Annotated in this window: 23 protein-coding genes and 1 pseudogene; 11 read left to right on the top strand and 13 right to left on the bottom strand. The window is 69.4% G+C overall.

From position 1 onward, the window contains the following. Window positions 1–111 precede the first annotated feature (111 nt). Window positions 112–1,218, top strand: a complete 1,107-nt coding sequence (locus tag ACTWQR_RS35595; protein ID WP_443231360.1) for a threonine synthase — start codon at window positions 112–114, stop codon at window positions 1,216–1,218. Between the two features lie 414 nt (window positions 1,219–1,632). Here ACTWQR_RS35595 and ACTWQR_RS35590 read toward each other — a convergent pair whose 3' ends face one another. Beyond that, a complete protein-coding gene (locus ACTWQR_RS35590) occupies window positions 1,633–3,828 on the bottom strand; it encodes a DEAD/DEAH box helicase (protein WP_443231359.1) in 2,196 nt (731 codons plus the stop codon). A 634-nt stretch (window positions 3,829–4,462) separates the two neighbouring features. Between ACTWQR_RS35590 and ACTWQR_RS35585 the strand changes: the two are divergent. Continuing rightward, window positions 4,463–5,563: pseudogene (locus tag ACTWQR_RS35585) on the top strand (pectate lyase family protein); the annotation flags it as partial. 239 nt (window positions 5,564–5,802) lie between these two features. On the opposite strand, the gene ACTWQR_RS35580 reads toward ACTWQR_RS35585, so the two are convergent. From ACTWQR_RS35580 to ACTWQR_RS35570, 3 genes are read right to left on the bottom strand one after another with little or no spacing between them, the layout of a single operon-like run. After that, the gene (locus ACTWQR_RS35580; protein WP_443231388.1) at window positions 5,803–6,579 is read right to left on the bottom strand and encodes a class I SAM-dependent methyltransferase; all 777 of its coding nucleotides are present in this window, start codon (window positions 6,577–6,579) and stop codon (window positions 5,803–5,805) included. A 12-nt stretch (window positions 6,580–6,591) separates the two neighbouring features. Further along, window positions 6,592–7,404, bottom strand: a complete 813-nt coding sequence (locus tag ACTWQR_RS35575; protein WP_443231358.1) for an LLM class flavin-dependent oxidoreductase — start codon at window positions 7,402–7,404, stop codon at window positions 6,592–6,594. Continuing rightward, a complete protein-coding gene (locus tag ACTWQR_RS35570; protein ID WP_443231357.1) occupies window positions 7,401–8,255 on the bottom strand; it encodes an alpha/beta fold hydrolase in 855 nt (284 codons plus the stop codon). The genes ACTWQR_RS35575 and ACTWQR_RS35570 overlap by 4 nt, the downstream gene beginning before the upstream one ends. A gap of 96 nt (window positions 8,256–8,351) precedes the next feature. Between ACTWQR_RS35570 and ACTWQR_RS35565 the strand changes: the two genes are divergently transcribed. Continuing rightward, on the top strand, window positions 8,352–9,299 hold the full coding sequence (locus tag ACTWQR_RS35565) for a LysR family transcriptional regulator (protein ID WP_443231356.1): 948 nt from the start codon (window positions 8,352–8,354) through the stop codon (window positions 9,297–9,299). 259 nt (window positions 9,300–9,558) lie between these two features. On the opposite strand, the gene ychF is transcribed toward ACTWQR_RS35565, so the two are convergent. Beyond that, a complete protein-coding gene (gene ychF / locus ACTWQR_RS35560) occupies window positions 9,559–10,647 on the bottom strand; it encodes a redox-regulated ATPase YchF (RefSeq protein ID WP_443231355.1) in 1,089 nt (362 codons plus the stop codon). Window positions 10,648–10,852: 205 nt separating this feature from the next. Here ychF and ACTWQR_RS35555 point away from each other — a divergent pair, with 205 nt between their 5' ends. Continuing rightward, complete coding sequence (locus ACTWQR_RS35555; RefSeq protein ID WP_443231354.1) at window positions 10,853–11,488, top strand: DUF6542 domain-containing protein; 636 nt, start codon at window positions 10,853–10,855, stop codon at window positions 11,486–11,488. Between the two features lie 160 nt (window positions 11,489–11,648). Here the strand turns inward: ACTWQR_RS35555 and ppgK are convergent, their stop codons facing one another. After that, a complete protein-coding gene (gene ppgK, locus ACTWQR_RS35550; protein ID WP_443231353.1) occupies window positions 11,649–12,395 on the bottom strand; it encodes a polyphosphate--glucose phosphotransferase in 747 nt (248 codons plus the stop codon). 29 nt (window positions 12,396–12,424) lie between these two features. Continuing rightward, window positions 12,425–13,441 carry a 4-hydroxy-3-methylbut-2-enyl diphosphate reductase gene (locus ACTWQR_RS35545; protein WP_443231352.1) on the bottom strand — a complete coding sequence of 339 codons (1,017 nt, stop codon included), beginning with the start codon at window positions 13,439–13,441 and terminating at the stop codon, window positions 12,425–12,427. 353 nt (window positions 13,442–13,794) lie between these two features. Between ACTWQR_RS35545 and xseA the strand changes: the two genes are divergently transcribed. The 3 genes from xseA to ACTWQR_RS35530 all read left to right on the top strand — a co-directional run bounded on the left by xseA (window position 13,795) and on the right by ACTWQR_RS35530 (window position 16,144). Further along, window positions 13,795–15,003 carry an exodeoxyribonuclease VII large subunit gene (xseA, locus tag ACTWQR_RS35540; RefSeq protein ID WP_443231351.1) on the top strand — a complete coding sequence of 403 codons (1,209 nt, stop codon included), beginning with the start codon at window positions 13,795–13,797 and terminating at the stop codon, window positions 15,001–15,003. 19 nt (window positions 15,004–15,022) lie between these two features. Next, window positions 15,023–15,259: an exodeoxyribonuclease VII small subunit gene (locus ACTWQR_RS35535; RefSeq protein WP_443231350.1), complete on the top strand. Its 237-nt coding sequence runs from the start codon at window positions 15,023–15,025 to the stop codon at window positions 15,257–15,259. A gap of 294 nt (window positions 15,260–15,553) precedes the next feature. Continuing rightward, window positions 15,554–16,144 (top strand): malonic semialdehyde reductase, encoded by a 591-nt coding sequence (locus tag ACTWQR_RS35530; RefSeq protein ID WP_443231349.1) that lies wholly within the window; start codon window positions 15,554–15,556, stop codon window positions 16,142–16,144. 196 nt (window positions 16,145–16,340) lie between these two features. On the opposite strand, the gene ACTWQR_RS35525 is transcribed toward ACTWQR_RS35530, so the two are convergent. After that, window positions 16,341–16,859 carry a DUF4245 domain-containing protein gene (locus ACTWQR_RS35525; RefSeq protein ID WP_443231348.1) on the bottom strand — a complete coding sequence of 173 codons (519 nt, stop codon included), beginning with the start codon at window positions 16,857–16,859 and terminating at the stop codon, window positions 16,341–16,343. Window positions 16,860–16,984: 125 nt separating this feature from the next. Between ACTWQR_RS35525 and glpX the strand changes: the two genes are divergently transcribed. Next, entirely contained in the window at window positions 16,985–18,016 is a 1,032-nt protein-coding gene (glpX, locus tag ACTWQR_RS35520; RefSeq protein ID WP_443231347.1) for a class II fructose-bisphosphatase, read from the top strand. 271 nt (window positions 18,017–18,287) lie between these two features. On the opposite strand, the gene ACTWQR_RS35515 is transcribed toward glpX, so the two are convergent. Both ACTWQR_RS35515 and ACTWQR_RS35510 read right to left on the bottom strand, forming a co-directional pair. Next, window positions 18,288–18,659, bottom strand: a complete 372-nt coding sequence (locus ACTWQR_RS35515; protein WP_443231346.1) for a WhiB family transcriptional regulator — start codon at window positions 18,657–18,659, stop codon at window positions 18,288–18,290. A gap of 163 nt (window positions 18,660–18,822) precedes the next feature. After that, on the bottom strand, window positions 18,823–19,518 hold the full coding sequence (locus ACTWQR_RS35510; protein ID WP_443231345.1) for a DUF1707 SHOCT-like domain-containing protein: 696 nt from the start codon (window positions 19,516–19,518) through the stop codon (window positions 18,823–18,825). Between the two features lie 204 nt (window positions 19,519–19,722). On the opposite strand from ACTWQR_RS35510, the gene ACTWQR_RS35505 reads away from it, so the two are divergent. Further along, complete coding sequence (locus ACTWQR_RS35505; RefSeq protein WP_443231344.1) at window positions 19,723–21,381, top strand: fumarate hydratase; 1,659 nt, start codon at window positions 19,723–19,725, stop codon at window positions 21,379–21,381. Window positions 21,382–21,429: 48 nt separating this feature from the next. Here ACTWQR_RS35505 and ACTWQR_RS35500 read toward each other — a convergent pair whose 3' ends face one another. The 3 genes from ACTWQR_RS35500 to ACTWQR_RS35490 all read right to left on the bottom strand — a co-directional run bounded on the left by ACTWQR_RS35500 (window position 21,430) and on the right by ACTWQR_RS35490 (window position 23,010). Then, entirely contained in the window at window positions 21,430–21,933 is a 504-nt protein-coding gene (locus ACTWQR_RS35500; RefSeq protein WP_443231343.1) for a hypothetical protein, read from the bottom strand. A gap of 62 nt (window positions 21,934–21,995) precedes the next feature. Continuing rightward, window positions 21,996–22,217: a DUF397 domain-containing protein gene (locus tag ACTWQR_RS35495; protein ID WP_443231342.1), complete on the bottom strand. Its 222-nt coding sequence runs from the start codon at window positions 22,215–22,217 to the stop codon at window positions 21,996–21,998. After that, on the bottom strand, window positions 22,210–23,010 hold the full coding sequence (locus tag ACTWQR_RS35490; RefSeq protein ID WP_443231341.1) for a helix-turn-helix domain-containing protein: 801 nt from the start codon (window positions 23,008–23,010) through the stop codon (window positions 22,210–22,212). The genes ACTWQR_RS35495 and ACTWQR_RS35490 overlap by 8 nt, the downstream gene beginning before the upstream one ends. 117 nt (window positions 23,011–23,127) lie before the next feature. Between ACTWQR_RS35490 and ACTWQR_RS35485 the strand changes: the two genes are divergently transcribed. Then, window positions 23,128–24,513 (top strand): class II fumarate hydratase, encoded by a 1,386-nt coding sequence (locus ACTWQR_RS35485; protein ID WP_443231340.1) that lies wholly within the window; start codon window positions 23,128–23,130, stop codon window positions 24,511–24,513. Window positions 24,514–24,585: 72 nt separating this feature from the next. Continuing rightward, window positions 24,586–25,278, top strand: a complete 693-nt coding sequence (gene fomD, locus ACTWQR_RS35480; RefSeq protein WP_443231339.1) for a cytidylyl-2-hydroxypropylphosphonate hydrolase — start codon at window positions 24,586–24,588, stop codon at window positions 25,276–25,278. Window positions 25,279–25,314 lie beyond the last annotated feature (36 nt).

Here is a 25,314-nt window from a genome sequence, read left to right as displayed (position 1 = left end):
AAAGATTGGGGCCTGCACAGGAATTGCACAAGAGCCCTGCACAGACGTAACGCGAGTGCCATATGCCAGTCATGACGCAACGTCACCAACCGGCGCATCTAATCTGCGGACATGACTCCATTGCCGGACTGTTTCTGCCCGATGGACGGCACGCGCGTGCCCATGGACTCGCTCGCCTGGTGCTGCCCGGTGTGCCGTGGCCCGCTCGACCTCGACTTCGCGCCCACGCCCGCGTCCCTCAAATCCCTTTCCGGGCGCGTGAATTCGCTGTGGCGGTACGCGGAGTGCCTGCCCCTGACCGCCCCCACGGTGTCGCTCGGAGAGGGCCGTACCCCGCTGGTCCCGCTGCGGGACGGCGTCTCGGCCAAGCTGGACTTCCTGCTGCCGACGCTCTCCTTCAAGGACCGCGGGGCCGTGCTGCTGGCCGAGCTGGCGCTGCGGCTGCGGCCCCGGCGGGTCATCGCGGACAGCAGCGGCAACGCGGGCACGGCGATGGCCGCGTACTCCGCACGGGCCCAACTGCCGTGCACCGTCTACGTCCCTGAGGGCACGTCTGCCAAGAAACTGGAGCAGATCGGGGCGCACGGGGCCCGGCTCGAAGTGGTCCCGGGCGACCGGGAGGCGGCGGCGCGGGCTGCTCGGGAGGCGGCGGACGAGGAGGGCACCTTCTACGCCTCGCACGTCTTCAACCCGTACTTCCTGCACGGCACGAAAACGTACGTCCACGAGCTCTGGGAGGACCTCGGCGGACGGCTCCCCGAGGTACTGGTCGTCCCCGTCGGCAACGGAACGCTGCTGCTCGGCGCGGCCCTCGCGATCGCGGAGCTGCACGCGGCGGGGCTCATCGACCGGCGTCCCGCGCTGTACGCCGTCCAGTCAGCCGCCGTCGCGCCACTCGCCCACGCCTGGGACGAGGGCGCGGAAGACCTGGTCGGGGTCACTCCGATGGCCCTCACGTTCGCGGAGGGCATCGCGATCCCGCGACCGCCGCGGGCTCGGCAGATTCTGCGGGCGGTACGGGAGTCCGGCGGTTCCTTCTTCACAGTGACGGAGGATCAGATCCGGCACGCGCAGAGCGACTTGGCATCGCGTGGACTGTACGTGGAGTCGACGGGGGTGGCTTGCTGGGCGGCTGTGCGGAACGGGGTGCTGGGGAGTCGTACGGCTGTGGTGCCGTTGTGCGGGGCGGGGTTGAAGACGGGCTTGGCGAAGTCCTGATGGCAGGGCTGCGCCCCCATAAGGGCGCGGGGCTGTGTCGATATACGGCTCCGCCGCGATGGGGGTCCCCCCGCTCGAGCGAAGCTGTGGCTCCAGGCCTACGCGACCCGGCGCGGCTTCGACCCTGGCAGAGGCCCGCGAGCCTGGCTGTTCGGCGTGGCCAGAAACGCACTGTCCGCGCACTGGCGGACGTGCCACGGCGGCACGCCCCGCCGTGCCGGGGGCCGCCCGCCACGATGACCCGTGGGAGGCGGTGGACGACCGCCTCGACGCGGCGGCGGTGGGCCCCCGGCTGGGGAGAAGCGCATCACACGGCTGGAGGCGGGCCCGGCCGACCGCCTCGGCTGACCCGGGTTCGACTCACCCGGTTCGACTCACCCGGTTCGACTCACCCGGTTCAACTCACCTGGTTCATCAGCCGCCCTGGCCGACAGTGGCCAGTCTCTGCTGCTCCTCCTCCACGATGCGGCGGGCGAGCGTGCCGTCCGACACGTCGACGGCGTCCGGGGTGGCCTCGGCGACGTCGCTGCGACGGGCGTACGCGTCGAAGAGGCGGTCCTTGTTCTCCAGGATGCGCAACAGCCGGTCGTCCACGCTGTCCGTGGCGAGAAGGCGGTGCACCTGGACGGTGCGGACCTGGCCCATCCGGTGGGCGCGGGCGACGGCCTGGTGTTCCAGGGTGGGTTTGACCTGCGGTTCGCAGAGGATGACGACGGACGCGGCCTGGAGGTTGAGGCCGACGCCGCCGGCCTCGATCTGGCAGAGCAGCACGGCGTGTCCTGGGGCCGCCGCGAACTCGTCGACCAGCCGCTGTCGGCGGGCGGCCGGGACACCGCCGGCCAGCGGCCCCAACACGTCCTTGCCCACGGCTTGTTGGACGGTGGCGAGGACGTCCCGGAAGTAGGAGAAGACGACCACCTTCAGGTCGTTGGCCGCCGCCTCCGCGACGAGTTCGCGCAGCCTCTGGAGCTTCGCCGACTTCTCGGCGTGCGCGTACGCGGCTCTGCGCATCGCCATGAAGTTCCCGGCGGCGACCGCCTCCCGGTACGCGTCCTGGTCGGCGGCGCTGAACTCCTCCCACTCGTCGACCTGGAGCAGGGCGGGCAGTTCGGTGAGCACGTCCCGCTGGTTGCGCCGCAGGTAGGCGGGGGCGACGGACTTGCGGAACGCGTGCGGGCCCGCGACGGCTTCGCTGCTCTGGATCCTGGGCACCAGCTCGGGCTGGAGGTAGCGGACGAGGGTGCGGAACTCCTCGACGCGGTTCTCCATCGGGGTACCCGTGAGGAACATGACGCGCTCGCACCGCTCCGTCCACTCCGCGACGGCACGGGAGCGGCGGGCGTCCGGGTTCTTGACGTAGTGGGCCTCGTCGACGACGAGCGCGGCCGGAGGTTCGGTCGAGGTCGGCAGGCTGTGGAGTACGTCGAAGGTGGTGACCGCGACCCCGCCGCGCTCGCGCCACTCGGCGTACGCGTCCTGCCGGTCGGGGCCGTGCACGGGCACCGCGCGCAGGGTGCTGCGGGAGCGGATCTCACGGGTCCAGTTGATGAGCACGCTCGCCGGGCACACCACCAGGAAGTGGCTGTGCCCGTCCGCCGCGAGGTGCGCGAGCACGGCGATGGCCTGGATGGTCTTGCCGAGCCCCATCTCGTCGCCGAGGACCACCCGGCGCTGGGCGAGCGCGAACCGCGCGCCGAAGGACTGGTAGCCACGCAGCGAGACCCGGCGGTGGGTGTCGTCGAGCCCCTGCGCGTGCACACGGTCCGCGACCTTCGCCGGCAGGAAGCCCTCGGCGGCCTCGACGTCGGGCGCGCTGCCGGCGATCTCGACGAGCTGGCTGTAGTACTCCGCGGAACGCAGCTCGAAGTCCACCCACGCCTCGGCGTCCGAGGCGGACTCGCGCAGCAGGTCGGTGGAGGCCTGCGCGAGCAGCAGGTGTACGTCCTTGGCGACGGCGTCGGCCGTGAGCGCCCGGAGTTCGGCGACGGCGGCGAGCGCCCTCCCGCTCTTGGCCTTGCTCGTCAGGCTCGTGAGGGCCATCCGCAGCCGTCCGGTGGCGGGGCGGGCCGCCGGAAGGAGCGCCGCGATCTTCCGATCCAGACCTTGTGCGGCGTCCACGGCGCGGCGCAGCTCTGGTCCCGCCTCGACGAGGCGGCGCAGCGCGATGACAAGGGCGGTGGTCCGGGGATCCGGGTGGTCGACGTCGATCCGTACGGACACGGTCTCCTCGAGCGCGCGGGCGATCTGCCGGGCGGCGGCGAGCGCCTGGTCGGCGGTCTGGGCCCCGACTCCCGGTATCTGCCGCAACTCGTACCGGCTCGCCTCGAACACGGCCCGCACGGTCCCGAGCCCCGCCGCCTCGAGGGCCCCGATCCGCAGGCGCCCCTCGGTGACATCCTTCAGCCGGGAGACGGGGATGCCCGCCAACTCCCGGGCGACCAGCTCGGCATGGATCGGCACGAGCGCCGTACGCACCTCGCCGACGGCCCGGGCGTGATCGTCGATCACGCCCCGCGCGAGCCCGTAAAGCCGCTCGGCCCGCCCGACCAGCACACGTGCCTTGCGCCCCACCGCCACGGGGCTGCCCTCCGCCCCCTCACCACTCGCCATGCCGCCCCTCGCGTGCCTCTGCCGTACGCACCGATGAGCGGACATCCTGCCACGGGGCACTGACAGCGGCGGTGCGGCAAGCGGCGCCAGGGCACACGGGCGCGGAACTGCTCAGCGCTCAGCGCCGAGTTCGGATCGGGAGGGCCAGGAGATCCGGAGGCCGGGAGGTCAGAAGGCCCGGAGGTCAGAAGTCAACTCGCCTTGCAGCGGCGACGTACCGCGCGGAGGGCGTCGTCGATCTGGTGCTCGCATGAAGGAGGCGCGGCGCCGCCCATCCCGTCAATGGGCGGAAGCGCGGGGCCGCCACGCACGACGCCTCCACCCTGGACCCGGGGCTCAGGGCACGGCACTGAGCGGTCTGCCCCACAGCGGGTGAGGGCCGACCGGACGGCCGGCCCTCACCTGCCCTCAGAAGTTCATGTCTGTGAATAAGGATCAAGTACATGTCTATTGACGCGTCCACAGCAAGCCCCTAGCTTCCCATAGAAAGCGCTTGCCCCACCCGCGATGCGGCATCCGGTCACCGACGTCATTCATGTTCTCGAACCAACCGCACTGACGTCACCGAAGACCAAGGAAGCAACCACGGCAGTAGCAGCAAACCCGGCATTCAAAGACGAATGGGGAGGCAAGGATGAGGCGACCAGTCGCACTCCGACTCTATGCGGCGCTGGCCACGGCGGCCCTCACGGCCGCGACCGGTGCGGTTCTGTCGATGCCCGAGGCGTCGGCAGCGACCGGTAGCGCCACCGGCTACGCGACCCAGAACGGCGGGACCACCGGCGGCGCGGGCGGACAGACGGTGCGGGCCACCACGGGAACCGCGATCCATGCGGCCCTGTGCGGACGGGCCAGTAGCAGCACCCCGATCACCATCGAGGTCCAGGGGACCATCAACCACGGCAACACCAGCAAGGTGTCGGGCGCCAGCTGCAACACCGCCGCCGGCGTGATCGAGCTCAAGGAGGTCAGCAACGTCACGATCATCGGGGTCGGCAGCGGCGCCGTCTTCGACCAGTTGGGCATCCACATCCGCGACGCCCGCAACATCATCATCCAGAACGTGACCGTCCGGAACGTCAAGAAGTCGGGCTCCCCCACGTCCAACGGCGGTGACGCCATCGGCATGGAGCGCAACGTCCGCAACGTCTGGGTCGATCACACCACCCTGGAAGCGTCGGGTGGGGAGTCGGAGGGGTTCGACGGTCTCTTCGACATGAAGGACAACACGCAGTACGTGACCCTCTCCTACAGCATCCTGCGCAACTCGGGCCGCGGTGGCCTCGTCGGGTCGAGTGAGAGTGACGTCTCGAACAGCTTCATCACGTACCACCACAACCGGTACGAGAACATCGACTCCCGCGCTCCCCTACTGCGTGGCGGCACAGCACACATGTACAACAACCACTACGTGAAACTCAACGAGTCCGGCATCAACTCCCGGGCCGGAGCCCGCGCCAAGGTGGACAACAACTACTTCGAGGACTCCAAGGACGTCCTGGGCACCTTCTACACCGACGCGGCCGGTTACTGGCAGGTCAGCGGCAACGTCTTCGACAACGTGACCTGGTCCAGCCCCGGTGAGGAGAACCACCCCGCCGGCCCCAACCCGCAGTCCAACACCACGGTCAGCATCCCTTACTCCCACAGCCTCGATGCGGCCAGTTGCGTGCCGAGCATCGTGAGCCGTACGGCAGGCCCCAACAAGGGCATGCAGGTGTCGGACGGCAAGTGCTAGCCGCAGACGCCGACACCAGCCGCCCCCACGTCGGCGCCCGCTGACGCGGGGGTGAGGTCGTTCAGGCGCCCGGGGTGCCAGGAGGGCGCCGGGGGCGGGTGTGGTGAGGAAGCGGGTGATGAGGGCAGGGGTGGCTCCGGGTGACAGCAGGGCTTCGCCGGAGGCGACCGTGCGGATGCCGGCGAGCAGAGCCCCGGAGCTGGGGCGTGATTCCGGCGGCCGCCGCTCGCAGGTGGTCAAAGCCGGCGCGCGATGACCAGCCAGGCGCGGGAGTCGAACCATACGCCGTCGCCGGTGTCGTGCGCGTCGAGAGTCGCGCCAAGCCGATCGAGTGCGCGCCCGGCGGACGCGGCATCCAGATCGGTGACCAATTCCTTCGCCATCCACAACTGGAGTACGGCAGTACGCGCGCGGGCGGCGTCCGGGCCGTAGTAGACGGACTCGCGCACGTCGACGACGTCCACCGCGGTGAAGCCCGCCGCGGTCAAGTGGCCGACCACGACGTCCGGATCTGCCAGGGTGAACGGATCGACGGCCGCTGGGGCCGACGCCGCTGACGGGTGCCCGGGAGAGAGCGCCGCCCGGATCGCGACATGCCACTCCTGACGGTCGGCGGCCTGCCAGACCAGCTGCACGAAGCGCGCACCCGGACGCAGGGCTCGCCCGATGTTGGCGAACGCGGCGACCGGGTCGGGGAAGAACATCGTGCCGAACCGACTGACGCCCAGACTGAAATGCTCTGGCGGGAACTCATGGACCTGGGCGTCGGCCTGCACGAAACCGACATTGCGGAGCCCTTCCGTCTCGGCCCGCTGGCGGGCCCGCGCCAGCATCGGGCCCGAGACGTCGACGCCGAGCGCGGTACCCGGCGACGCGGCTCGGGCCGCGTCCCGGGTGGTCTGGCCGGTGCCGCAGCCGATGTCGAGGACACGGTCGCCGGGTCGGGTCGGATGTCGAGGGCGTTCCGCAGCCGCTCGTGATAGCGGGCGAGCTCCGAGTCGTAGTCGAACAATGCGATCGCCTCCTTATCCCGCGGGTCCGTCGCTGAGTACGCCCCGCACGGTGTCGAGTCGTACACCCGGTTCCACTTCTGCCAGCCACCACGTCGCGCCGGCTCTCGCGTACGGATCGGGATCGACACCGAGCGGCAGAGCGACGGCGATGTCGTACGAGGCCATCTCGCCGTCGCGCAGTTCGGTGAGGGTGCCGACGGCCTCGGCGAGCTGGTCCGGGTGTTCGAGGTTGGCCGGGAAGAAGCCATCGAGCCGGGCGGCCCGGCGGATCGGCTTGACGTTGCCCGGGAATCCAGCGGCCCACACCGGCACGCCCGGCCGCTGAACCGGCCGCGGCAGGAACGCGATGTCGTCGATGGTGTAGAACTCGCCGCGATGGCGCACCGGCTCGCCCGACCAGGCGGCGGCCAGGATCGTCAGGGACTCGTCGAGCATCCGCCCGCGCCGCCGGTCGTCGAGCTGCTCGCCGGTCCTGGACAGCTCGCCGGCGAACCGGTCGCTGCCGAGTCCGACGCCGAGGGTGAGGCGGCCGTCGCTGAGCCGATCCAGTGTCACGGTCTCACGCGCGACCTTGGCCGGCCGTCGACGGGGAAGCACCGACACCATCGGGCCGAGCCGGAGCCGCTCGGTCGCGGTCGCGATCGCCGCCAGCGCGATCCACGGGTCGGCGACCTGCCGGACCGGCGCCCGCCAGCACAGCTGATCCCATACGAAGCAGCCGTCCCACCCGGCTTCCTCCGCTTCGGCGGCGAGGCGCGCCACCACCCGCGGGTCGGCGAGGTCGTCGAAGAGCGGCAGCCAGAGTGCCGACCGCAGCCGGTTCATGGGCGGCCTCCTTCCGTGTGCCGCGCCAGAGCCGGCACGAAGTCGTCCCACACCGCTCTCGGCAGGTCATGTCCAGCCCCCTTGAGGACCAGTAGCTCCGCACCGGGGATCGTGTCGCGCAGCGCCTCGCCGTGCGGCAGCGGCAGCAGTGGGTCGTGGTCGCCGTGAACCACGAGCGTCGGCGCCGCGATGTCGGCGAAGCCGCCTCGCGCCGGACCGTCGAGCTCGATGGCGTAGTGGTTGACCAGAGTCGACGCGTAGCTCCTGGCGCGCGCCACGTCGCGTTCGGCCAACGCCCGGATCGCGGCCTCGTCGAAGTACGGCGAGCCACCGGCGTACGCCCTCGCGCCGGCGACCACGTACTCGACGACCGCGCCCGCGTCGGAGAGGTCCGGCTCGGCCGCCATGGCCAGGTCGCTCGACGGCGGCGGCAGGTCGTCGGCACCGGTCGAGGTCGAGACGAAGGTGAGCGACGCGACCCGATCGGGATGGTCCACACCGAGGATGAGTCCGATCCCGCCGAACATCGACTGACAGACCACATGGGCGCGCTCGATGCCCAGGGCGTCCTGGATGCCGAGTACGTCGAGGGTCAGGTCCGTGAACGAATAGGCCGGCTGTCCCGGCGGGTAGCAGGTGGACCGGCCGGTGTCCCGATGGTCGTACCGCACCACGAATCGGCCACGGGCGGCGATCAGTTCGCACAGGTCGGCGTCCCACCACAGCATCGAGGCGGCCGACCCGGCGATCAGCATGATCGCCGGGGCCGCGCGGTCTCCGAAGGTCTCGGCACACAGCTCGACGCCGTTGATCCCGAGCAGTCGCTCGCCGTGAGATTGATGTGAGGTCATGTCCGGCACGCTAGAGCCAGTGACTTCATTGCGAAAAGCGATGATTTCCGATTGATTCGATCGCTAGTAGCAATGGACGTCGCTACGCTGGAACGCATGAGCGACATCGAGCTGCGCCATCTGGCGGCGATGGCCGCCATCGCCGAGGAGGGTTCGTTCGGTCGGGCCGCCACCCGTCTCGGATACACCCAGTCGACGGTGAGCCAGCAGATCGCCGCGTTGGAGAGGGCCGTCGGCGGCCCGGTGTTCGACCGGCCGGGCGGTCCCAAGCCGGTGCGGATCACCCCACTCGGCTCCGTGGTCCTGGAGCAGGGTCGCGCACTGTTGGCGAAGGCGGAGGCATTGGCCGATGCCGTGGACCGGTTCAAGGCGGGAGACGGCCGGATCGACATCGGCACGTTCCAGAGCGTGTCCAACGTGATCCTGCCGTCGGTCGTACGCCGCCTGCGAGACGAGCACCCCGGCTGCGACATCAGGTTGTCCGAGGAGGAGCCGGAGCAGCCGCAGATCGGTGACCTCGACCTGCTCTTCTACGACGGCCGCATCGACGGCGACGTCGAGCACCGCAAGCTGCTCGACGATCCGTACCTGCTCGTGGCAGGCGCCGGCACCTTCCCCGAAGGTCCGGTCCCGCTGGAGCGGCTCGACGGCGCACCGATGGTGGCCTGGCCGCTGACCTGCGATCAGCCCTCGATGGAACAGGCGGTCGCCCGCAGCGGCGCCCGTCCGCAGATCGTGTTCCGTTCCGCGGTCAACGACACCCTGCTGTCGATGGTGCGAGCCGGCCTGGGATCGGCGGTGCTGCCCTGGCTCGCCATCCGCGGTGCCGACGTCCCGTCCGACGACAGGCTCCGCATCCACGAACTGCGGCCGTCCCTGCCGCCAAGGGAGATCTACCTGCACTGGCGGTCTGGACGTACCGGCTCACCGCTTGCCCGCCGGGCCATCGAAATCGCCGTCGAGGTCGCGGCAGAACTCGCGCCGCCGCCGACCGGTGCCGACAGACAGGGCCCAGGTCCACGTGCCGCGTTCGGTTCGGGCTGAGGTCGGGTTCTCGTGCGTACGAGCGCTGTCGCGTTCACCTGGCCGGACCGGGTCCCCCTGGGTTCCTCTTGGCGGGCACCGTGGTGCCGGCAAGGCCGCTCCGGTGGGCCGAGGGACCCCGGGACGGAGCAACGCCTCGGCGGTGACGGGCAGTTCGCGGATGCGGCGGCCGGTGGCGTCGAAGACCGTGTTGGGCGATCGTGGACGCCACCCCGACCTGCATGTTTGCCAGATCGGCGACGTGGTGGCACGTCACCCGCTACACGTTGAAGCGGAACTCCACCACGTCGCCGTCCTGCATCACGTAGTCCTTGCCCTCCATGCGGGCCTTGCCCTTGGCGCGGGCCTCGGCGACCGAGCCCGTGTCGACGAGGTCGGCGAAGGAGATGACCTCGGCCTTGATGAAGCCCTTCTGGAAGTCGGTGTGGATGACACCGGCGGCCTCGGGGGCGGTGGCGCCCTTCTTGATGGTCCAGGCGCGGGATTCCTTGGGGCCTGCCGTCAGGTAGGTCTGCAGGCCGAGGGTGGTGAAGCCGACGTGGGCGAGCCTGGCGAGGCCGGCCTCCTCGACGCCGACCGACTGGAGGAGCTCCAGGGCTTCCTCCTCGTCGAGCTCGGCGAGGTCCGCCTCCAGCTTGGCGTTGAGGAAGATCGCCTCAGCGGGGGCGACCAGGGCGCGCTGCTCGGTCTTGAACGCCTCGTCGGTCAGCTCGTCCTCGTCGACGTTGAAGACGTAGAGGAACGGCTTGACGGTGAGCAGGTGCAGGTCGTGGAGGAGGGCCTCCCGCTCCGAGTCCTGCTTGATGCCCGCGGCGAAGAGTGTCTGACCGGCGTCCAGGATGTCCTTCGCAGCCTCGATCGCGGCCACCTTCGGCCCGACGTCCTTCTTGATCCGCGACTCCCTCTGGAGGCGCGGCAGGACCTTCTCGATGGTCTGCAGGTCCGCGAGGATCAGCTCGGTGTTGATCGTCTCGATGTCGTCCTTGGGCGAGACCTTGCCGTCGACGTGCACGACGTTCTCGTCCTTGAAGGCGCGGATGACCTGGCAGATCGCGTCGGACTCACGGATGTTCGCGAGGAACTTGTTGCCCAGGCCCTCACCCTCGCTCGCGCCGCGCACGATGCCGGCGATGTCGACGAAGTCGACGGTGGCGGGGAGGATCTTCTGCGAGCCGAAGATCTCGGCCAGCTTGGTCAGCCGGGCATCGGGCACGCCGACCACGCCCACGTTCGGCTCGATCGTGGCGAACGGGTAGTTGGCCGCCAGCACGTCGTTCTTGGTCAGGGCGTTGAACAGGGTCGACTTGCCGACATTCGGCAGACCGACGATTCCGATCGTGAGCGACACGTTGCGACTTCCCGTACGTGAGGATGGAGGGCTGAGGCTGGGTGGGCCCGGTCCTGCTGCGTTCTGCTGCGTGATGTGCGGGCCGATCCCCCAGTCTACGGCGTGCGGGACCTCGCACCGGCGACGTATCGAACGCTTGGCCAAGGTCCGCCAAAGGGCGTGTCCCAGGACCTATTCCACACATAACCCGACCTAAGTTGGACCAGTGGAGCAACACAGGACACGTCCCCCTCAGTCCCCTCAGTCACAGCCGCCGCGACGCGGTACACCCTTTCCCCCGCAGGCCGGACGGGGTGGAGCCCGGATGACCCGGCAAGGCGGGGCCGTACGGTCTCCGCGGAACGCGCCGCCCGTGTCACCGCTGGTGCGGGCGGTACGCCGGTTCCCGAACCCCCGGCTCACCGGGCTGGGCAGCGGGCTGTTCTGCGCCGCGTCGATGTTCGCCCTGGCCTGTCTCGACCAGCTGCTGTTCGGGGCGTCGCTCGTCGTCTACGGCGTGCTGTTCCTGCCGGTCTGCGCGCTCACCGCGGTGTGGGTGCGGCGGGCCGACCTCGTTACGGCGCCGGTCGCCGTCCCGATCGCCTTCGCCATCGGCCTGCTGCCCATCGCCGACAGTGGCGGGGGGCTCGGCGGCCGGCTGATGGGGCTGGTCACCGCGCTCGCGACGCACGCGGGCTGGTTGTACGGGGGCACGCTGATCACCGGCGTCATCGTGACCGTGCGCAAGGTGCGCCTGATGAGCCGACGAGCTGCGCAGCGCCGGGCGGCCGCGGCTCAGGCCGGCCCTGGACCTGGCCCTCGGCCTCGGCCTCCGGCCCAGCCTCAGCGGCGCACGGTCTGAGGGCTTCCTTCCCCAACCCCGCCCCTTCCCGAAGCCGGGGCTCCGCCCCCCGGACCCCCTGGGGTTGGTTCGTATGCCGCGGGTTGGTGAGGGCTTGTCGCGCAGTTCCCCGCGCCCCTGACGGGGCCTCGGCCCCGCAGTCCACCGGCGGACGCCCCGCCTAGCCTGCCTTTGCCGCTCTCATCGCCGCCCCGACGATCCCCGCGTTGTTCTGCAGCTGCGCCGGCACCATCTCTGCCTTGATGCCCTCGATCAGCGGCAGGAACTTGTGGGACTTGCGGCTGACCCCGCCGCCGATGATGAAGAGCTCGGGCGAGAAGAGCATCTCCACATGGGCGAGGTACTTCTGGACACGGTGGGCCCAGTGCTCCCAGCTCAGGTCGTTGTCGTCCTTGACCTTGGTGGAGGCGTGCTTCTCGGCGTCGTGGCCGTTCAGTTCGAGGTGGCCCAGCTCCGTGTTCGACACCAGGACGCCGTCGGTGAAGACCGCGCTGCCGATGCCCGTACCGAAAGTGAGCAGGATGACGGTGCCCTGTCGGTCCCGTCCCGCGCCGAACTGCATCTCGGCGACGCCCGCCGCGTCCGCGTCGTTCAGCAGTGTCACCGGCAGCCCGCCCAGCCGGTCGCCGAGCAGGGCGCGCGCGTCGGTGTCGATCCAGCTCTTGTCCACATTGGCCGCCGTGCGGATGGTGGCGCCGCCGGTGACCACGCCCGGGAAGGTGATCCCGACCGGGCCGGCCCAGCCGAAGTGACCGACGACCTCCTTCACACCGTCCGCCACCGCGTCGGGTGTGGCGGGGTGCGGCGTGAGCACCTTGTAGCGCTCCTCCGCAAGGTCGCCAAGGTCCAGGTCCACGGGAGCGCCCTTGATCCCTGATCCGCCGATGTCCACGCCGAAGATCTGCATGGCCCTACGTTACGTCGTACGACTGACAGTCACTCGACCGAGGGGGTCGAACCGGTGCGCTCGGCCACCAGCGCCGCCGCCTCCGCGCGCAGGTCACGGCGCAGTTCCTTGGGCAGCGAGAACGTGATGGACTCCTCGGCCGCCTTGACGAGCTCGACGTCCTCGAAGCCGCGGGTGGAGAGGTACTCCAGGACCTGCTCGACGAGGAGCTCGGGCACCGAGGCACCGGAGGTGACACCGACCGTCGAGACGCCCTCGAGCCAGGTCTCGTCGATCTCGTCGGCGTAGTCCACGAGGTACGCCTCGCGCGCGCCGGCGAGCTTCGCGACCTCGACGAGCCGCACGGAGTTCGAGGAGTTCTTCGACCCGACCACGATCACCAGGTCCGCCTCCTCGCCCATCTGCTTCACCGCGAGCTGACGGTTCTGCGTGGCGTAGCAGATGTCGTCGCTGGGCGGGGAGATGAGCTGCGGGAACTTCTCCTTGAGGGCGTCCACCGTCTCCATGGTCTCGTCGACCGACAGCGTGGTCTGGGAGAGCCAGACCACCTTGGACGGGTCGCGGACCTCGACCTTGGCGACGTCCTTGGGGCCGTCGACCAGCGTGATGTGGTCCGGCGCCTCTCCGGACGTCCCGATGACTTCCTCGTGGCCCTCGTGCCCGATCAGGAGGATGTCGAAGTCCTCGTCCGCGAACCGGACGGCTTCCTTGTGGACCTTGGTGACCAGGGGGCAGGTCGCGTCGATGGTGGCGAGTTTTCCGGCCGCGGCCTCGTCGTGGACGACCGGGGAGACGCCGTGCGCCGAGAACATGACGATGGACCCCTCGGGGACCTCCTCCGTCTGCTCGACGAAGATCGCACCCTTCTTTTCCAGGGTCTGCACGACGTACTTGTTGTGGACGATCTCGTGGCGGACATAGATCGGGGCCCCGTACTGCTCCAGGGCCTTCTCGACGGCGATCACGGCACGGTCGACACCCGCGCAGTAGCCACGGGGGGCGGCGAGCAGGACACGGCGGCCAGTCGAAGCAGTCATGCACCCCATCGTAAGGCCGCGCCCGGCGGGTCAAAGATCGCCTCCTTGGGGAGACTGAGGAGGGCTGGGGATGGGTTGGGGGAGCTGGGAGGGGTGGGGTCGGGCGCGACTCACGGAGGCATTGATGGCCGATACGGAGGCCCTGGCAGCGGAGGTCGGCGAGGACCGCGGGCTGCGGCGGAGCCTCGGCTTCCGCGACCTGGGGTGCCTTCGGGTGTGTGCGTTCGCTGCGGGTGGGTGGGGGCTGGTCGCGCAGTTCCCCGCGCCCCTGACGGGGCGCAAGCCGTCCCGCGCAGGGAACCAGCCTGCTCCCCCCAACCGCAGGCGACGGTGATGTCCGACCCGGCCGCTACGCTCGCGGCATGGCTCTCAACACGTCCGCGGACGCGCCGCTGCCCGTCGGCGAGGTGTCGCGGCTCATCGGTGGGTGGATCGACCGGCTCGGCGCCGTGTGGGTCGAGGGGCAGATCACCCAGCTGTCCCGGCGCCCGGGCGCGGGTGTCGTCTTCCTGACGCTGCGCGACCCGTCGTACGACATCTCGGTGAGCGTCACCTGCTACCGGCAGGTGTTCGACGCGGTGGCCGACATCGTGAGCGAGGGCGCGCGCGTGGTGGTGCACGCGAAGCCGGAGTGGTACGCGCCGCGCGGCCAGCTGTCGTTGCGGGCCGCCGAGATAAAGCCCGTCGGGGTCGGGGAACTGCTCGCCCGGCTCGAGCAGTTGAAGAAGTCCCTCACCGCCGAAGGACTGTTCGCACCCGAGCGCAAGAAGGCGCTGCCCTTCCTGCCCCAGCTCATCGGGCTCGTGTGCGGGCGGGCGTCGGCGGCCGAGCGGGACGTTCTCGAGAACGCCCGCCACCGCTGGCCCGCCGTCCGCTTCGAGGTGCGCAACGTCGCCGTGCAGGGCGTGCACGCGGTTCCCCAGGTCGTCCAGGCCGTGAAGGACCTGGACGCGCTCGACGACGTCGACGTGATCGTCGTGGCGCGCGGCGGCGGCAGCGTGGAGGACCTGCTGCCGTTCTCGGACGAGCAGCTCGTACGGGCGGTCGCGTCCTGTCGTACGCCCGTCGTGTCGGCCATCGGCCACGAACCCGACAACCCGCTGCTGGACTACGTGGCCGACCTGCGCGCCTCCACACCCACCGACGCGGCGAAGAAGGTCGTGCCGGACGTCGGCGAGGAGTACGAGCGGGTCCAGTTCCTCCAGGACCGGGCGCGGCGCTGCGTGCGGTCCTTCATCGAGCGGGAGGAGCGGGGGCTCGCGCACGCGCTGGCCCGCCCCTCGATAGAGGATCCGCACCGGATGGTCGACGAGCGGGCCGACCACGTCACCTCGCTGCTCGACCGGGGCCGGCGCACGCTCGGGCACCTCCTCGACCGCGCCGACTCGGAGCTGACGCACACGCACGCGCGCGTGGTGGCCCTGTCCCCCGCCGCGACCCTCAAGCGGGGGTACGCGGTCCTGCAGAAGTCCGACGGCCACGCGGTCCGGACCCCGGACGAGGTGACGGCGGACGAGCCGCTGCGGGCGCGGGTCGCCGAGGGCGAGTTCGCGGTACGAGTCGATGGTTAGCGATGTTTAGGGTGGGCGCATGACCAGCAAGACGGACGAGGCGCTCGGGTACGAGCAGGCGCGGGACGAGCTCATCGAGGTCGTACGACGCCTGGAGGCGGGCGGTACGACGCTCGAGGAGTCGCTCGCCCTGTGGGAGCGGGGCGAGGAGCTGGCGAAGGTGTGCCGGCGATGGCTGGACGGGGCCCGCGCGCGCCTCGACGCGGCGCTGGCCGAGGAGAAGAAAGCGGCGGACGACAACGACGGCTCCGAGTAGCCCTCGGCCGACTCCGGCAATCCGGCTGCTGCCTCCGGGCAGCCGTCGGCCGCCTGGTCCGCAGCCGCGCCGGCTCATGGCGTCATGGCGGCACAGGGGCATAGGGGTAGGGGCATAGGGCTGGCGGCTTCGCCATAGCGGTGGCGGCCTCGCGGCCCTTCGTGATCTGTGAACCGGCTCACCCTGGTCCAGATTTTGTTGAACCTTAAACCTCATCGCCGTACTGTCGGACGTGCCAGCCGATCCCAGTCCAACCCCGCCGGGATCCGACGCACATCTCGAGAAGGTTCCTCCATGTCCCTCGTTCTTGACCCCGCCGCCCAGGACCTGCTCTTCCGCGAGGCCCGCACCGCCAACACGTTCACCGACGAGCCGGTGACCGAGGAGCAGGTGCAGGCGATCTACGACCTGGTCAAGTACGGCCCGACCGCCTTCAACCAGTCCCCGCTGCGTATCACCCTGGTCCGCTCCACCGAGGCCCGCGAGCGCCTGGTGAAGCACATGGCCGAGGGCAACCAGCCGAAGACGGCCACCGCCCCGCTCGTCGCGATCCTCGCCGCGGACAACGAGTTCCACGAGGAGCTCCCGCACCTCCTCCCGCACTTCCCGCAGGCCAAGGACCTCTTCTTCGCGGAGCGCCCGGCCCGTGAAGGTGCCGCCTCCCTCAACGCCGCGCTGCAGGCCGCGTACTTCATCATCGGCATCCGCGCCGCCGGCTTGGCCGCCGGCCCGATGACGGGCTTGGACTTCGCCGGCGTCCAGAAGGAGTTCCTGGACGACGACCACACCCCGCTGATGGTGATCAACATCGGCAAGCCGGGCGAGGACGCCTGGTTCCCGCGTTCCCCGCGCCTCGAGGCCGACCAGGTCATCACGACGGTCTGAGCCCCACCGCACGCACGACCGCACACACGAGGAGGGCCCCGGCATCGCGCCGGGGCCCTCCTCGCCGTACGGAAAGAAACGCCGCACGGAAAGAAACGCCGTACGGAGTGAGACGTCGGACGGAGTAAGACGTCGGACGGAATGAAACGTGCGGCGCTCAGCCCTCAGGACGCCCGGAAGAACGAGAGCGAGACGCTCATGACGTCTTCAGCGCCTCGGCCATCTTCGTCAGCTGCCCGAACGACGCCGTGCCCGTCACGACCGTCGTGGAGCCCGTTTCCTGGAGGACGAGGGCGTCGTACTTGGTGCCCTCGTACCGCTTCCAGGTCTGCTCGCCGATGCGCTGCGTGGCGCTCGTCTCCTCGGCGCCCTGGCTCACCTCGTCGATGAACGGGGAGGGCTTCTGAGCGGACTGCTCGATCGCCACGTACTCACCCTCGGGGTCGTGGAAGCCGAGGTGCCAGGCGTCGAAGTCGTCGCCCCGGAACCGCACCGACGTCGCCTTCCACTCCGTGGGGAGGCCCTCGGGCGCCGCCACCGGGTAGGCGGCCGCTCGGCGTGCCGTGAGGAGTTCGATTCGGTAGTCGACCCGTTTCAGTGGGGGCTCCGAGTCGTCATTGGGAATAAAGATGTAGATGAAGCCCGCGACGATGCCGATCAGGCCCAGGGACAGCACCATGTCCCGGACCGACTGCTTGCCTTTCATACCTGCCACGTCCCCATCGTCGCAGGTGTACTGGTCTGCTCATCCGTGGGGCCCCCTGCTCATTTTGTCGGACTGAGGATAGAGTCGGCCCGAACCCTCATCCGGCCGTCGTCGTATCAGAAAGGTGCGCTCCGATGACCGAGCATCACTTGCCGTCCGAACTCGAGGTCCCGTCCGAGGCCCCCGACCGAAACCTCGCCCTGGAGCTCGTGCGGGTCACCGAGGCCGCCGCGATGGCCGCGGGCCGCTGGGTCGGCCGCGGCGACAAGAACGGCGCCGACGGCGCCGCGGTACGCGCCATGCGGACCCTCGTCTCCACCGTCTCGATGAACGGCGTCGTCGTCATCGGAGAGGGCGAGAAGGACGAGGCCCCGATGCTCTTCAACGGGGAGCGTGTCGGCGACGGGACCGGCCCGGAGTGCGACATCGCCGTCGACCCGATCGACGGAACCACGCTCACCGCGAAGGGCATGACCAACGCGATCGCCGTCCTGGCCGCCGCCGACCGCGGCACCATGTTCGACCCGTCCGCGGTCTTCTACATGGACAAGCTGGTCACCGGCCCCGAGGCTGCCGACTTCGTCGACATCAACGCGCCCGTGTCCGTGAACATCCGCCGGGTCGCCAAGGCCAAGCGGTCCACGCCCGAGGACGTCACGGTCGTCATCCTCGACCGGCCGCGTCACGACGGCATCATCAAGGAGATCCGGGAGACCGGCGCCCGCATCAAACTGATCAGCGACGGCGACGTCGCCGGCTCGATCCTCGCCCTGCGCGAGGGCACGGGCATCGACCTGCTGCTCGGCATCGGCGGCACGCCCGAGGGCATCATCTCGGCCTGCGCCGTGAAGTGTCTGGGCGGCACCATCCAGGGCAAGCTGTGGCCCAAGGACGACGAGGAGCGGCAGCGGGCGGTGGACGCGGGCCACGACCTGGACCGTGTCCTGTTCACCGACGACCTGGTCTCCGGCGAGAACGTCTTCTTCGTCGCGACCGGCATCACGGACGGCGAGCTGCTGCGCGGGGTGCGTTACCGCGCGGAGAACGCCACGACCGACTCCATCGTCATGCGTTCCAAGTCCGGCACGGTTCGGCAGATCACCTCAGAGCACCGGCTGAGCAAGTTGCGTGCGTACTCCGCGATCGACTTCGATCGCGGGAAGTAGCTCCGCGTGGGCCGGGTGCTGCGGGTCGTGAGTGGCTGCGGGTTGGTCGTGGCTGGTCGCGCAGTTCCCCGCGCCCCTCATAGGGGCGTGCCTCAGCGAGCCCGTGCAGAGATCGAACGCGGATCCTCGCAACGGACCCGTACCGAGGCCGAACGCGGATCCTCGTAACGGACCCGTACGGAGACCGATCGGCGGATCCTCGCAACGGAGATGGAGAACGGAGAAGGGGCGTCCCCTGTGCGGAGGGGCGCCCCTTTCCCGTGCGTACTGGTCAGCCGGCCGCCGCTATCGTTCCCCTCGCGGCCTTCTTCAGTTCGAGGTCGCGGCGGCGGCGCCGGGCGAGGACCACACGGCGCTCGGCGGCGGTGAGGCCGCCCCAGACTCCGTACGGCTCGGGTTGCAGCAGCGCGTGTTCGCGGCACTCGACCATGACGGGGCAGCGGGCGCAGACCCGCTTCGCTGCCTCCTCCCGGGACAGCCGGGCCGCGGTGGGTTCCTTGGAGGGCGCGAAGAACAGCCCGGCCTCATCGCGGCGGCACACGGCCTCCGTGTGCCAAGGGGCGTCCTGGTCCCTCTCGCGCACCGGCACCGGCTGGGGCGGAACGGCAGCGACCTGCAGGGACTGATGCGGCGGATGCAGCACGGTCTACTCCTGACGACGGCTTCGCGAGCGAGAGACGATGCAGCAAGGCCTACCCGCTGTGCGCGTGCCTATGCACTCAGTTCCGAAGCACGGGAGTTCTCACCCGACACCGAACTGTCACTACCGGACCAATTCGCTCCGCATGCCTGGAAATTCGCGACCGTCAACGCCCCAGGTGTTTGCGCAACTTGTCGTTCACGCGGTCGTGGACCCGGTCGAGAAGATCCTCAATGAGCTTGCCCCGCTTGGGTTTTGCTTCGATGTGGCCCAGGACGGCCAGTCCGTCCACATAGACCACGGGTGCGTCCGGCTGGCCCGAATCCAACGTGTCCACCTCGAAGTTGCCGAGGACTCCGCCGCCGCTGCCCCTCAACGACACGTTCTCCGGGACGCGGATCTCCACACTGCCGAAGACAGAGATCGCCTTGATCACGACCTGCTGGTGCTCGAAGATCGCCTCGCTGAGGTCTATCTCCACGCTGCCGAAGATCGCGTACGCGTGCGTGCGGCGGCCCACTCGCCAGCGGCCCTTGCGTATCGCCGCGCTGAACACCGCCACCACGTTCTCGTCGGCGACCGGTGGGACCGTGCCCGGGGCGGGGCGGTTGGGCGCCGGCGCGAATGTCGCCGCCGAGCGCGGCTGGTGCGCCCCTGGCAGGTCCCGCACAGGCGGTTCGAGCTCGCCGACGGTCTTCGCGCGGAAGACCTCCTCGACCCGCTCGGCATGCTCGTCCGGCGTGAGGCGGCCCTCGGCCAGCGCCTCGCGCAGGATGGCCGCGGTCCGGTCCCGGTCGGCGTCGGAGGCCCGGAGGTCAGTGTGCTTCCGAAGGTCGGGTTCGGTGTGCTTCTGAAGGTCCACGGCAGCAGCGTACCCAAACGCGATAGATCGCGACTACCCCCTCCTCGCGACCTGTGGAAAATCTCCCGGCCATCCCGTCGGCCGTCCGCCCGGAACTCGAACTGAGCCTTACCTCACAAGCTCGGTGTCCGAGGCAGGTCCTACGCTGGTGGGCGCCCGCCAATGGAGGCCGGCCGCCGTCCGTCGAGTGAGGAATGGGCAACAATGCCTGAGTTCGCGTACACCGATCTGCTCCCCCAGGGAGAGGACACCACCCCGTACCGGCTGGTGACCTCCGAGGGTGTCTCCGCCTTCGAAGCCGACGGGCGGACGTTCCTCAAGGTCGAGCCCGAGGCGCTGCGCAAGCTCGCCGAGGAGGCCATCCACGACATCCAGCACTACCTGCGGCCCGCGCACCTGGCTCAGCTGCGCCGGATCATCGACGACCCGGAGGCGTCGAACAACGACAAGTTCGTCGCCCTCGACCTCCTGAAGAACGCGAACATCGCCGCCGCGGGCGTTCTCCCCATGTGCCAGGACACCGGCACGGCGATCGTGATGGGCAAGCGCGGTCAGCACGTCCTCACGGAGGGCGGCGACGAGGCAGCCCTCTCGCGCGGCATCTACGACGCGTACAAGAACCTCAACCTGCGTTACTCGCAGATGGCCCCGCTGACCATGTGGGACGAGAAGAACACCGGCTCCAACCTCCCGGCCCAGATCGAGCTGTACGCGACGGACGGCGGCGCGTACAAGTTCCTGTTCATGGCCAAGGGCGGCGGCTCCGCCAACAAGTCGTTCCTGTACCAGGAGACGAAGGCCGTTCTGAACGAGGCCTCCATGATGAAGTTCCTGGAGGAGAAGATCCGTTCGCTGGGTACGGCCGCCTGTCCGCCGTACCACCTGGCGATCGTGGTCGGCGGTACGAGCGCGGAGTTCGCGCTGAAGACCGCGAAGTACGCGTCCGCGCACTACCTGGACGAGATTCCGGCCGAGGGGTCCGAGCTCGGGCACGGGTTCCGGGACAAGGACCTGGAGCAGAAGGTCTTCGAGCTGACGCAGCGGATCGGGATCGGGGCGCAGTTCGGGGGCAAGTACTTCTGCCACGACGTGCGGGTCGTCCGGCTTCCGCGGCACGGGGCCTCCTGCCCCGTCGCCATCGCCGTGTCCTGCTCGGCCGACCGGCAGGCCGTCGCGAAGATCACCGCCGAGGGGGTCTTCCTGGAGCAGCTGGAGACGGATCCGGCGCGGTTCCTCCCGGAGACCACGGACGAGCACCTCGCCGAGTCGGCAGACGTAGTCAGGATTGACCTGAACCAGCCGATGGACGACATCCTCGCCGAGCTCACCAAGTACCCGGTCAAGACCCGGCTCTCGCTCACCGGGCCGCTCGTCGTGGCGCGTGACATCGCGCACGCCAAGATCAAGGAGCGGCTCGACGCGGGCGAGGAGATGCCGCAGTACCTGAAGGACCACCCGGTGTACTACGCGGGTCCGGCCAAGACCCCGGAGGGGTACGCGTCCGGTTCCTTCGGCCCGACCACGGCCGGCCGCATGGACTCCTACGTGGAGCAGTTCCAGGCGGCGGGCGGCTCCAAGGTGATGCTGGCGAAGGGGAACCGCTCGCAGCAGGTCACCGACGCGTGTGACACCCACGGGGGCTTCTACCTCGGCTCCATCGGCGGGCCCGCCGCTCGTCTCGCCCAGGACTGCATCAAGAAGGTCGAGGTCGTCGAGTACGAGGAACTCGGCATGGAGGCCGTCTGGAAGATCGAGGTCGAGGACTTCCCGGCGTTCATCGTGGTCGACGACAAGGGGAACGACTTCTTCAAGGATCCGGCACCGGCGCCGACGTTCACGTCGATTCCGGTGCGCTCGTCCTGACTTCACGGCGGTTTCGGCTCGGCGGTTTCGGCTACCGGGCCTCGTGGTTCAGCGGCGGACGTGGAAGTCCAGCCGTTGGTAGTTCCCGTCGTCCGTCGAGTGGATGTGGCCACGGGCCGCCCGGTAGTCGCCGGTTCCACCGGTGATGGCGATGTCGAAGGTGGGCAGTTCCTCCGATTCCTCCTCCAGCAAGGGCATGATCACCTGACCGGTGATCTGCCCGCCGGACAGCACGAAGGTGCCGACACACTGCACGTCGCCCGGATCGCCGAGGCGCACCACGGTGCAGACCACGCCGTCCCGGCCGACCTTCTCGCCGCCCTTGGTGCGATAGAGGTCGTCGGCGAAGGCGAAGGAGTCCCCGACGCCGGGTGCCTGCTGCTCGCCCTCCTCGTCGTCCTCACCAGGAACTTCCTTGGCATAGAGCGTGAACGTCGCGTCACTGGTGGTGACCGGGGCTGTGGCGGCGGACGCGGGGAAAGGGGCGCTGAGGGCGACGGCGGCGGCCATGCAGACGCCGAGCGGGCCGACCGTCCTGAGGTTGCGGAGCATGTCGTGCCTCCTATGGGGTGGACATCCCAACATCCCCCCTTCCGCCCCTCATTCTCCGCCGGTCACCCCAGGCCCGCCTCCCGGACAGCGCTCACGAACGACGACCAGGCCGACCGACCGAAGACCAGGGCGGGGCCCTGCGGGGCCTTGGAGTCACGGACGGGCAGGCCGTGGGGCTGGTCGTCGAGAACCTCCAGGCAGTCCCCCTCGTTTCCGCCGCTGTACGACGACTTGCGCCAACCCTTCAGTGTGGAGGCCTCCGGGATGATGTGCTGCTCAGTCATGGTGACCGTAGTCCTTCGCGATTGACCGCATCAGGGCCAGCGATTCCTTCTGCGGCAGGGCGTCTCCCAGCACGAGATCGTAGGTCTGCTGGATGCGCTGGACCAGACCCGGATCGTCGTGCACCGTGCCGGTGAGGAACGCTTCGACGTAGACGGTCGGGGGTTGATCCTCGAACCACATCAACTTGACCCCGCTCACGAGAAGCGGATGGCAGCCGACGCCGAACGGCACCACATGCACCCGAATCCGCTCGCTCTCCACCAGCCTCACGACGTGCGCGATCTGATCAGCCATCACCTCAGGGCCACCGATCGGCCGCCGCAGCATCGCCTCGTCGAGCAGCGCCAAGACCACCGGCGTGCGGGGATCGTCGAGAATTCGCGCCCGATCCAGACGCGTGGCAACTGCCTCGGCACGCGCCTCCTTGACCAACGGTGGGTACGACGCATCCCGCAGCACTGCATCCGCGTACGCCTCCGTCTGCAGGATGCCCGGGACGAATGAAAGCGCGAACTCCCGGATCACCGACGCCTGTTGCTCCAGCGCCATTGCCGCCCCGAAGTGGGCGGCCACCGGCCTGCGGTCATTGCCAGGCCGAAAACTGCTCAACGCACCCCGCGTATTGAGCACCTCATCCAGCCGCCGCGCATCCTCCCTGGACGGCACCCGCCGACCAGCCTCAACGTGCGCGATATGCGTGCGCGACATGATCGCCTCGTCGGCCAGTTGCTGCTGCGTCATCCCCGCCGCCTCACGCTGCTGCCGAAACCAGTCGCCGTACGCCGTCCCCATGCGACACCCCTTTGTGACACATCACTTACACACCGTTACCGTCAGTGTGCACAGAACGCCCACCCCAGGTGACGCGAACCCCGGAACATCCCCGCCCCCTCAATCGCTGTAGCCGATATGAGCGAATACCGAATCGAGCACGACTCCATGGGCGAAGTCCGCGTTCCCGCCGACGCCAAGTGGCGTGCGCAGACCCAACGGGCCGTCGAGAACTTCCCCATCTCCGGGCAACACCTCGAACGCGCGCACATCGAGGCCCTCGCCCGCGTCAAGGGCGCCGCCGCCAAGGTCAACGCCCACCTCGGAGTGCTCGACAAGGACATCGCCGAGGCCATTCAGGAAGCCGCCGCCGAAGTCGCCGACGGGCGCTGGGACGAGCACTTCCCCGTGGACGTGTTCCAGACGGGATCCGGCACCTCGTCCAACATGAACACCAACGAGGTCATCGCCACCCTCGCGACCGAGCGGCTCGGCAGGGACGTACACCCGAACGACCATGTGAACGCGTCCCAGTCCTCCAACGACGTCTTCCCCTCCTCCATTCACATCGCCGCCACCGCCGCCGTCACCCGCGATCTCATCCCCGCCCTCGACCACCTCGCCGGCTCACTCACGCGCAAGTCCGAGGAGTTCGCCGACGTCGTGAAGTCGGGGCGTACGCATCTCATGGACGCGACGCCGGTGACGCTGGGGCAGGAGTTCGGCGGGTACGCGGCCCAGGTGCGGTACGGGATCGAGCGGCTGAACTCCTCGCTCCCCCGCCTCGCCGAGCTGCCCCTCGGGGGTACGGCCGTGGGGACCGGGATCAACACCCCGCCCGGGTTCTCCGCCGCCGTCATCGCCGAGGTCGCCCGGGCCACCGGGCTGCCGCTCACCGAGGCCCGCGACCACTTCGAGGCGCAGGGCGCCCGGGACGGGATCGTGGAGGCCAGCGGTCAGCTGCGGACCATCGCCGTCGGGCTGACCAAGATTGCCAACGATCTGCGGTGGATGGCCTCCGGGCCGCGTACCGGGCTCGCCGAGATCAGCCTGCCCGATCTTCAGCCGGGTTCCTCGATCATGCCGGGCAAGGTGAATCCGGTCATTCCCGAGGCCGTTCTGATGGTCGCCGCGCAGGTCACCGGGAACGACGCCACGATCACCACCGCCGGCGCCTCCGGCAACTTCGAGCTCAATGTGATGCTTCCGGTCATCGCGAAGAATGTCCTGGAATCCATCCGGCTGCTCGCGAACGTGTCGCGGCTGCTCGCCGACCGGACCGTCGACGGGATCACCGCGAACCGCGAACGGGCCCGGGAGTACGCCGAGTCGTCGCCGTCCGTCGTGACACCGCTGAACAAGTACATCGGGTACGAGGAGGCCGCGAAGGTCGCCAAGAAGGCCCTGGCGGAGCGGAAGACCATCCGCCAGGTCGTGCTGGAGTCCGGATACGTCGACCGGGGCGACCTCACCCTGGAGCAGCTGGACGAGGCTTTGGATGTCCTGCGGATGACGCGGCCGTAACGACATCCGGCCATAGCGCGAACCGTGACGCGCACCGCAGCGTCGTATGCCATGGGCACCTAATATCTGTTCATGGCAGAGGGTGGAGCGGTGACACACGTGGAAGCGGGCGGGTCGGCGGCGTACTGGAACCCCGGGAGTCAGATCCTGTGGCGGTACCGGGAGAACGCCGGCGAGCGCTTCCACATCGTGCGCCCCGTGACCGTCGTACGGGACGACGACGAGCTGCTGGCGGTGTGGATGGCGCCCGGGACGGAATGCGTCAAACCCGTCCTGACCGACGGCACGCCCGTGCACGTCGAGCCGCTCGAATCCCGCTACACCAAGCCGCGGACCGTACAGCGCGACCGCTGGTTCGGAACGGGCGTGCTGAAGCTGGCACGGCCCGGCGAGCCGTGGTCGGTGTGGCTGTTCTGGGAGCCGGGCTGGCAGTTCAAGAGCTGGTATGTGAACTTGGAGGAACCGCTGGTCAGATGGGTCGGCGGGGTGGACTCCGAAGACCATTTCCTCGACATCTCGGTGTACCCGGACCGGACTTGGGGCTGGCGCGACGAGGACGAGTTCGCGCAGGCTCAGCGGGACGGTCTGATGGACGACCGACTGGCCGCGCGGGTGAGGGAGGCGGGGCGGTCCGCGGTGGAGATGATCCGCACCTGGGGTCCGCCGTTCTCGGACGGCTGGCAGCACTGGCGCCCTGATCCGTCCTGGTCCGTCCCGGCACTGCCCGACGACTGGGATCGTACGCCCGCGCACGTGTCCACATGAGACCCTTGATGCGCCCCCGTGGTAGAACCGTAGGAT

Source organism: Streptomyces sp. 2A115, from assembly GCF_052245575.1.
In the GTDB taxonomy this organism is placed as follows: domain Bacteria; phylum Actinomycetota; class Actinomycetes; order Streptomycetales; family Streptomycetaceae; genus Streptomyces.
The sequence above is the reverse complement of the archived record's forward strand: the minus strand, read 5'-3'. Positions and strand labels throughout refer to the sequence as shown.

What these genes read in the sequence shown, in the direction of transcription:
- ACTWQR_RS35595 (WP_443231360.1), top strand. Translation starts at nt 112, where the DNA reads ATGACTCCATTGCCGGACTGTTTCTGCCCGATGGACGGCACGCGCGTG.
- ACTWQR_RS35590 (WP_443231359.1), bottom strand. Translation starts at nt 3,828, where the DNA reads ATGGCGAGTGGTGAGGGGGCGGAGGGCAGCCCCGTGGCGGTGGGGCGC.
- ACTWQR_RS35575 (WP_443231358.1), bottom strand. Translation starts at nt 7,404, where the DNA reads ATGAACCGGCTGCGGTCGGCACTCTGGCTGCCGCTCTTCGACGACCTC.
- ACTWQR_RS35570 (WP_443231357.1), bottom strand. Translation starts at nt 8,255, where the DNA reads ATGACCTCACATCAATCTCACGGCGAGCGACTGCTCGGGATCAACGGC.
- ACTWQR_RS35565 (WP_443231356.1), top strand. Translation starts at nt 8,352, where the DNA reads ATGAGCGACATCGAGCTGCGCCATCTGGCGGCGATGGCCGCCATCGCC.
- ppgK (WP_443231353.1), bottom strand. Translation starts at nt 12,395, where the DNA reads ATGCAGATCTTCGGCGTGGACATCGGCGGATCAGGGATCAAGGGCGCT.
- ACTWQR_RS35545 (WP_443231352.1), bottom strand. Translation starts at nt 13,441, where the DNA reads ATGGGGTGCATGACTGCTTCGACTGGCCGCCGTGTCCTGCTCGCCGCC.
- xseA (WP_443231351.1), top strand. Translation starts at nt 13,795, where the DNA reads ATGGCTCTCAACACGTCCGCGGACGCGCCGCTGCCCGTCGGCGAGGTG.
- ACTWQR_RS35535 (WP_443231350.1), top strand. Translation starts at nt 15,023, where the DNA reads ATGACCAGCAAGACGGACGAGGCGCTCGGGTACGAGCAGGCGCGGGAC.
- ACTWQR_RS35530 (WP_443231349.1), top strand. Translation starts at nt 15,554, where the DNA reads ATGTCCCTCGTTCTTGACCCCGCCGCCCAGGACCTGCTCTTCCGCGAG.
- glpX (WP_443231347.1), top strand. Translation starts at nt 16,985, where the DNA reads ATGACCGAGCATCACTTGCCGTCCGAACTCGAGGTCCCGTCCGAGGCC.
- ACTWQR_RS35505 (WP_443231344.1), top strand. Translation starts at nt 19,723, where the DNA reads ATGCCTGAGTTCGCGTACACCGATCTGCTCCCCCAGGGAGAGGACACC.
- ACTWQR_RS35500 (WP_443231343.1), bottom strand. Translation starts at nt 21,933, where the DNA reads ATGCTCCGCAACCTCAGGACGGTCGGCCCGCTCGGCGTCTGCATGGCC.
- ACTWQR_RS35495 (WP_443231342.1), bottom strand. Translation starts at nt 22,217, where the DNA reads ATGACTGAGCAGCACATCATCCCGGAGGCCTCCACACTGAAGGGTTGG.
- ACTWQR_RS35490 (WP_443231341.1), bottom strand. Translation starts at nt 23,010, where the DNA reads ATGGGGACGGCGTACGGCGACTGGTTTCGGCAGCAGCGTGAGGCGGCG.
- ACTWQR_RS35485 (WP_443231340.1), top strand. Translation starts at nt 23,128, where the DNA reads ATGAGCGAATACCGAATCGAGCACGACTCCATGGGCGAAGTCCGCGTT.
- fomD (WP_443231339.1), top strand. Translation starts at nt 24,586, where the DNA reads ATGGCAGAGGGTGGAGCGGTGACACACGTGGAAGCGGGCGGGTCGGCG.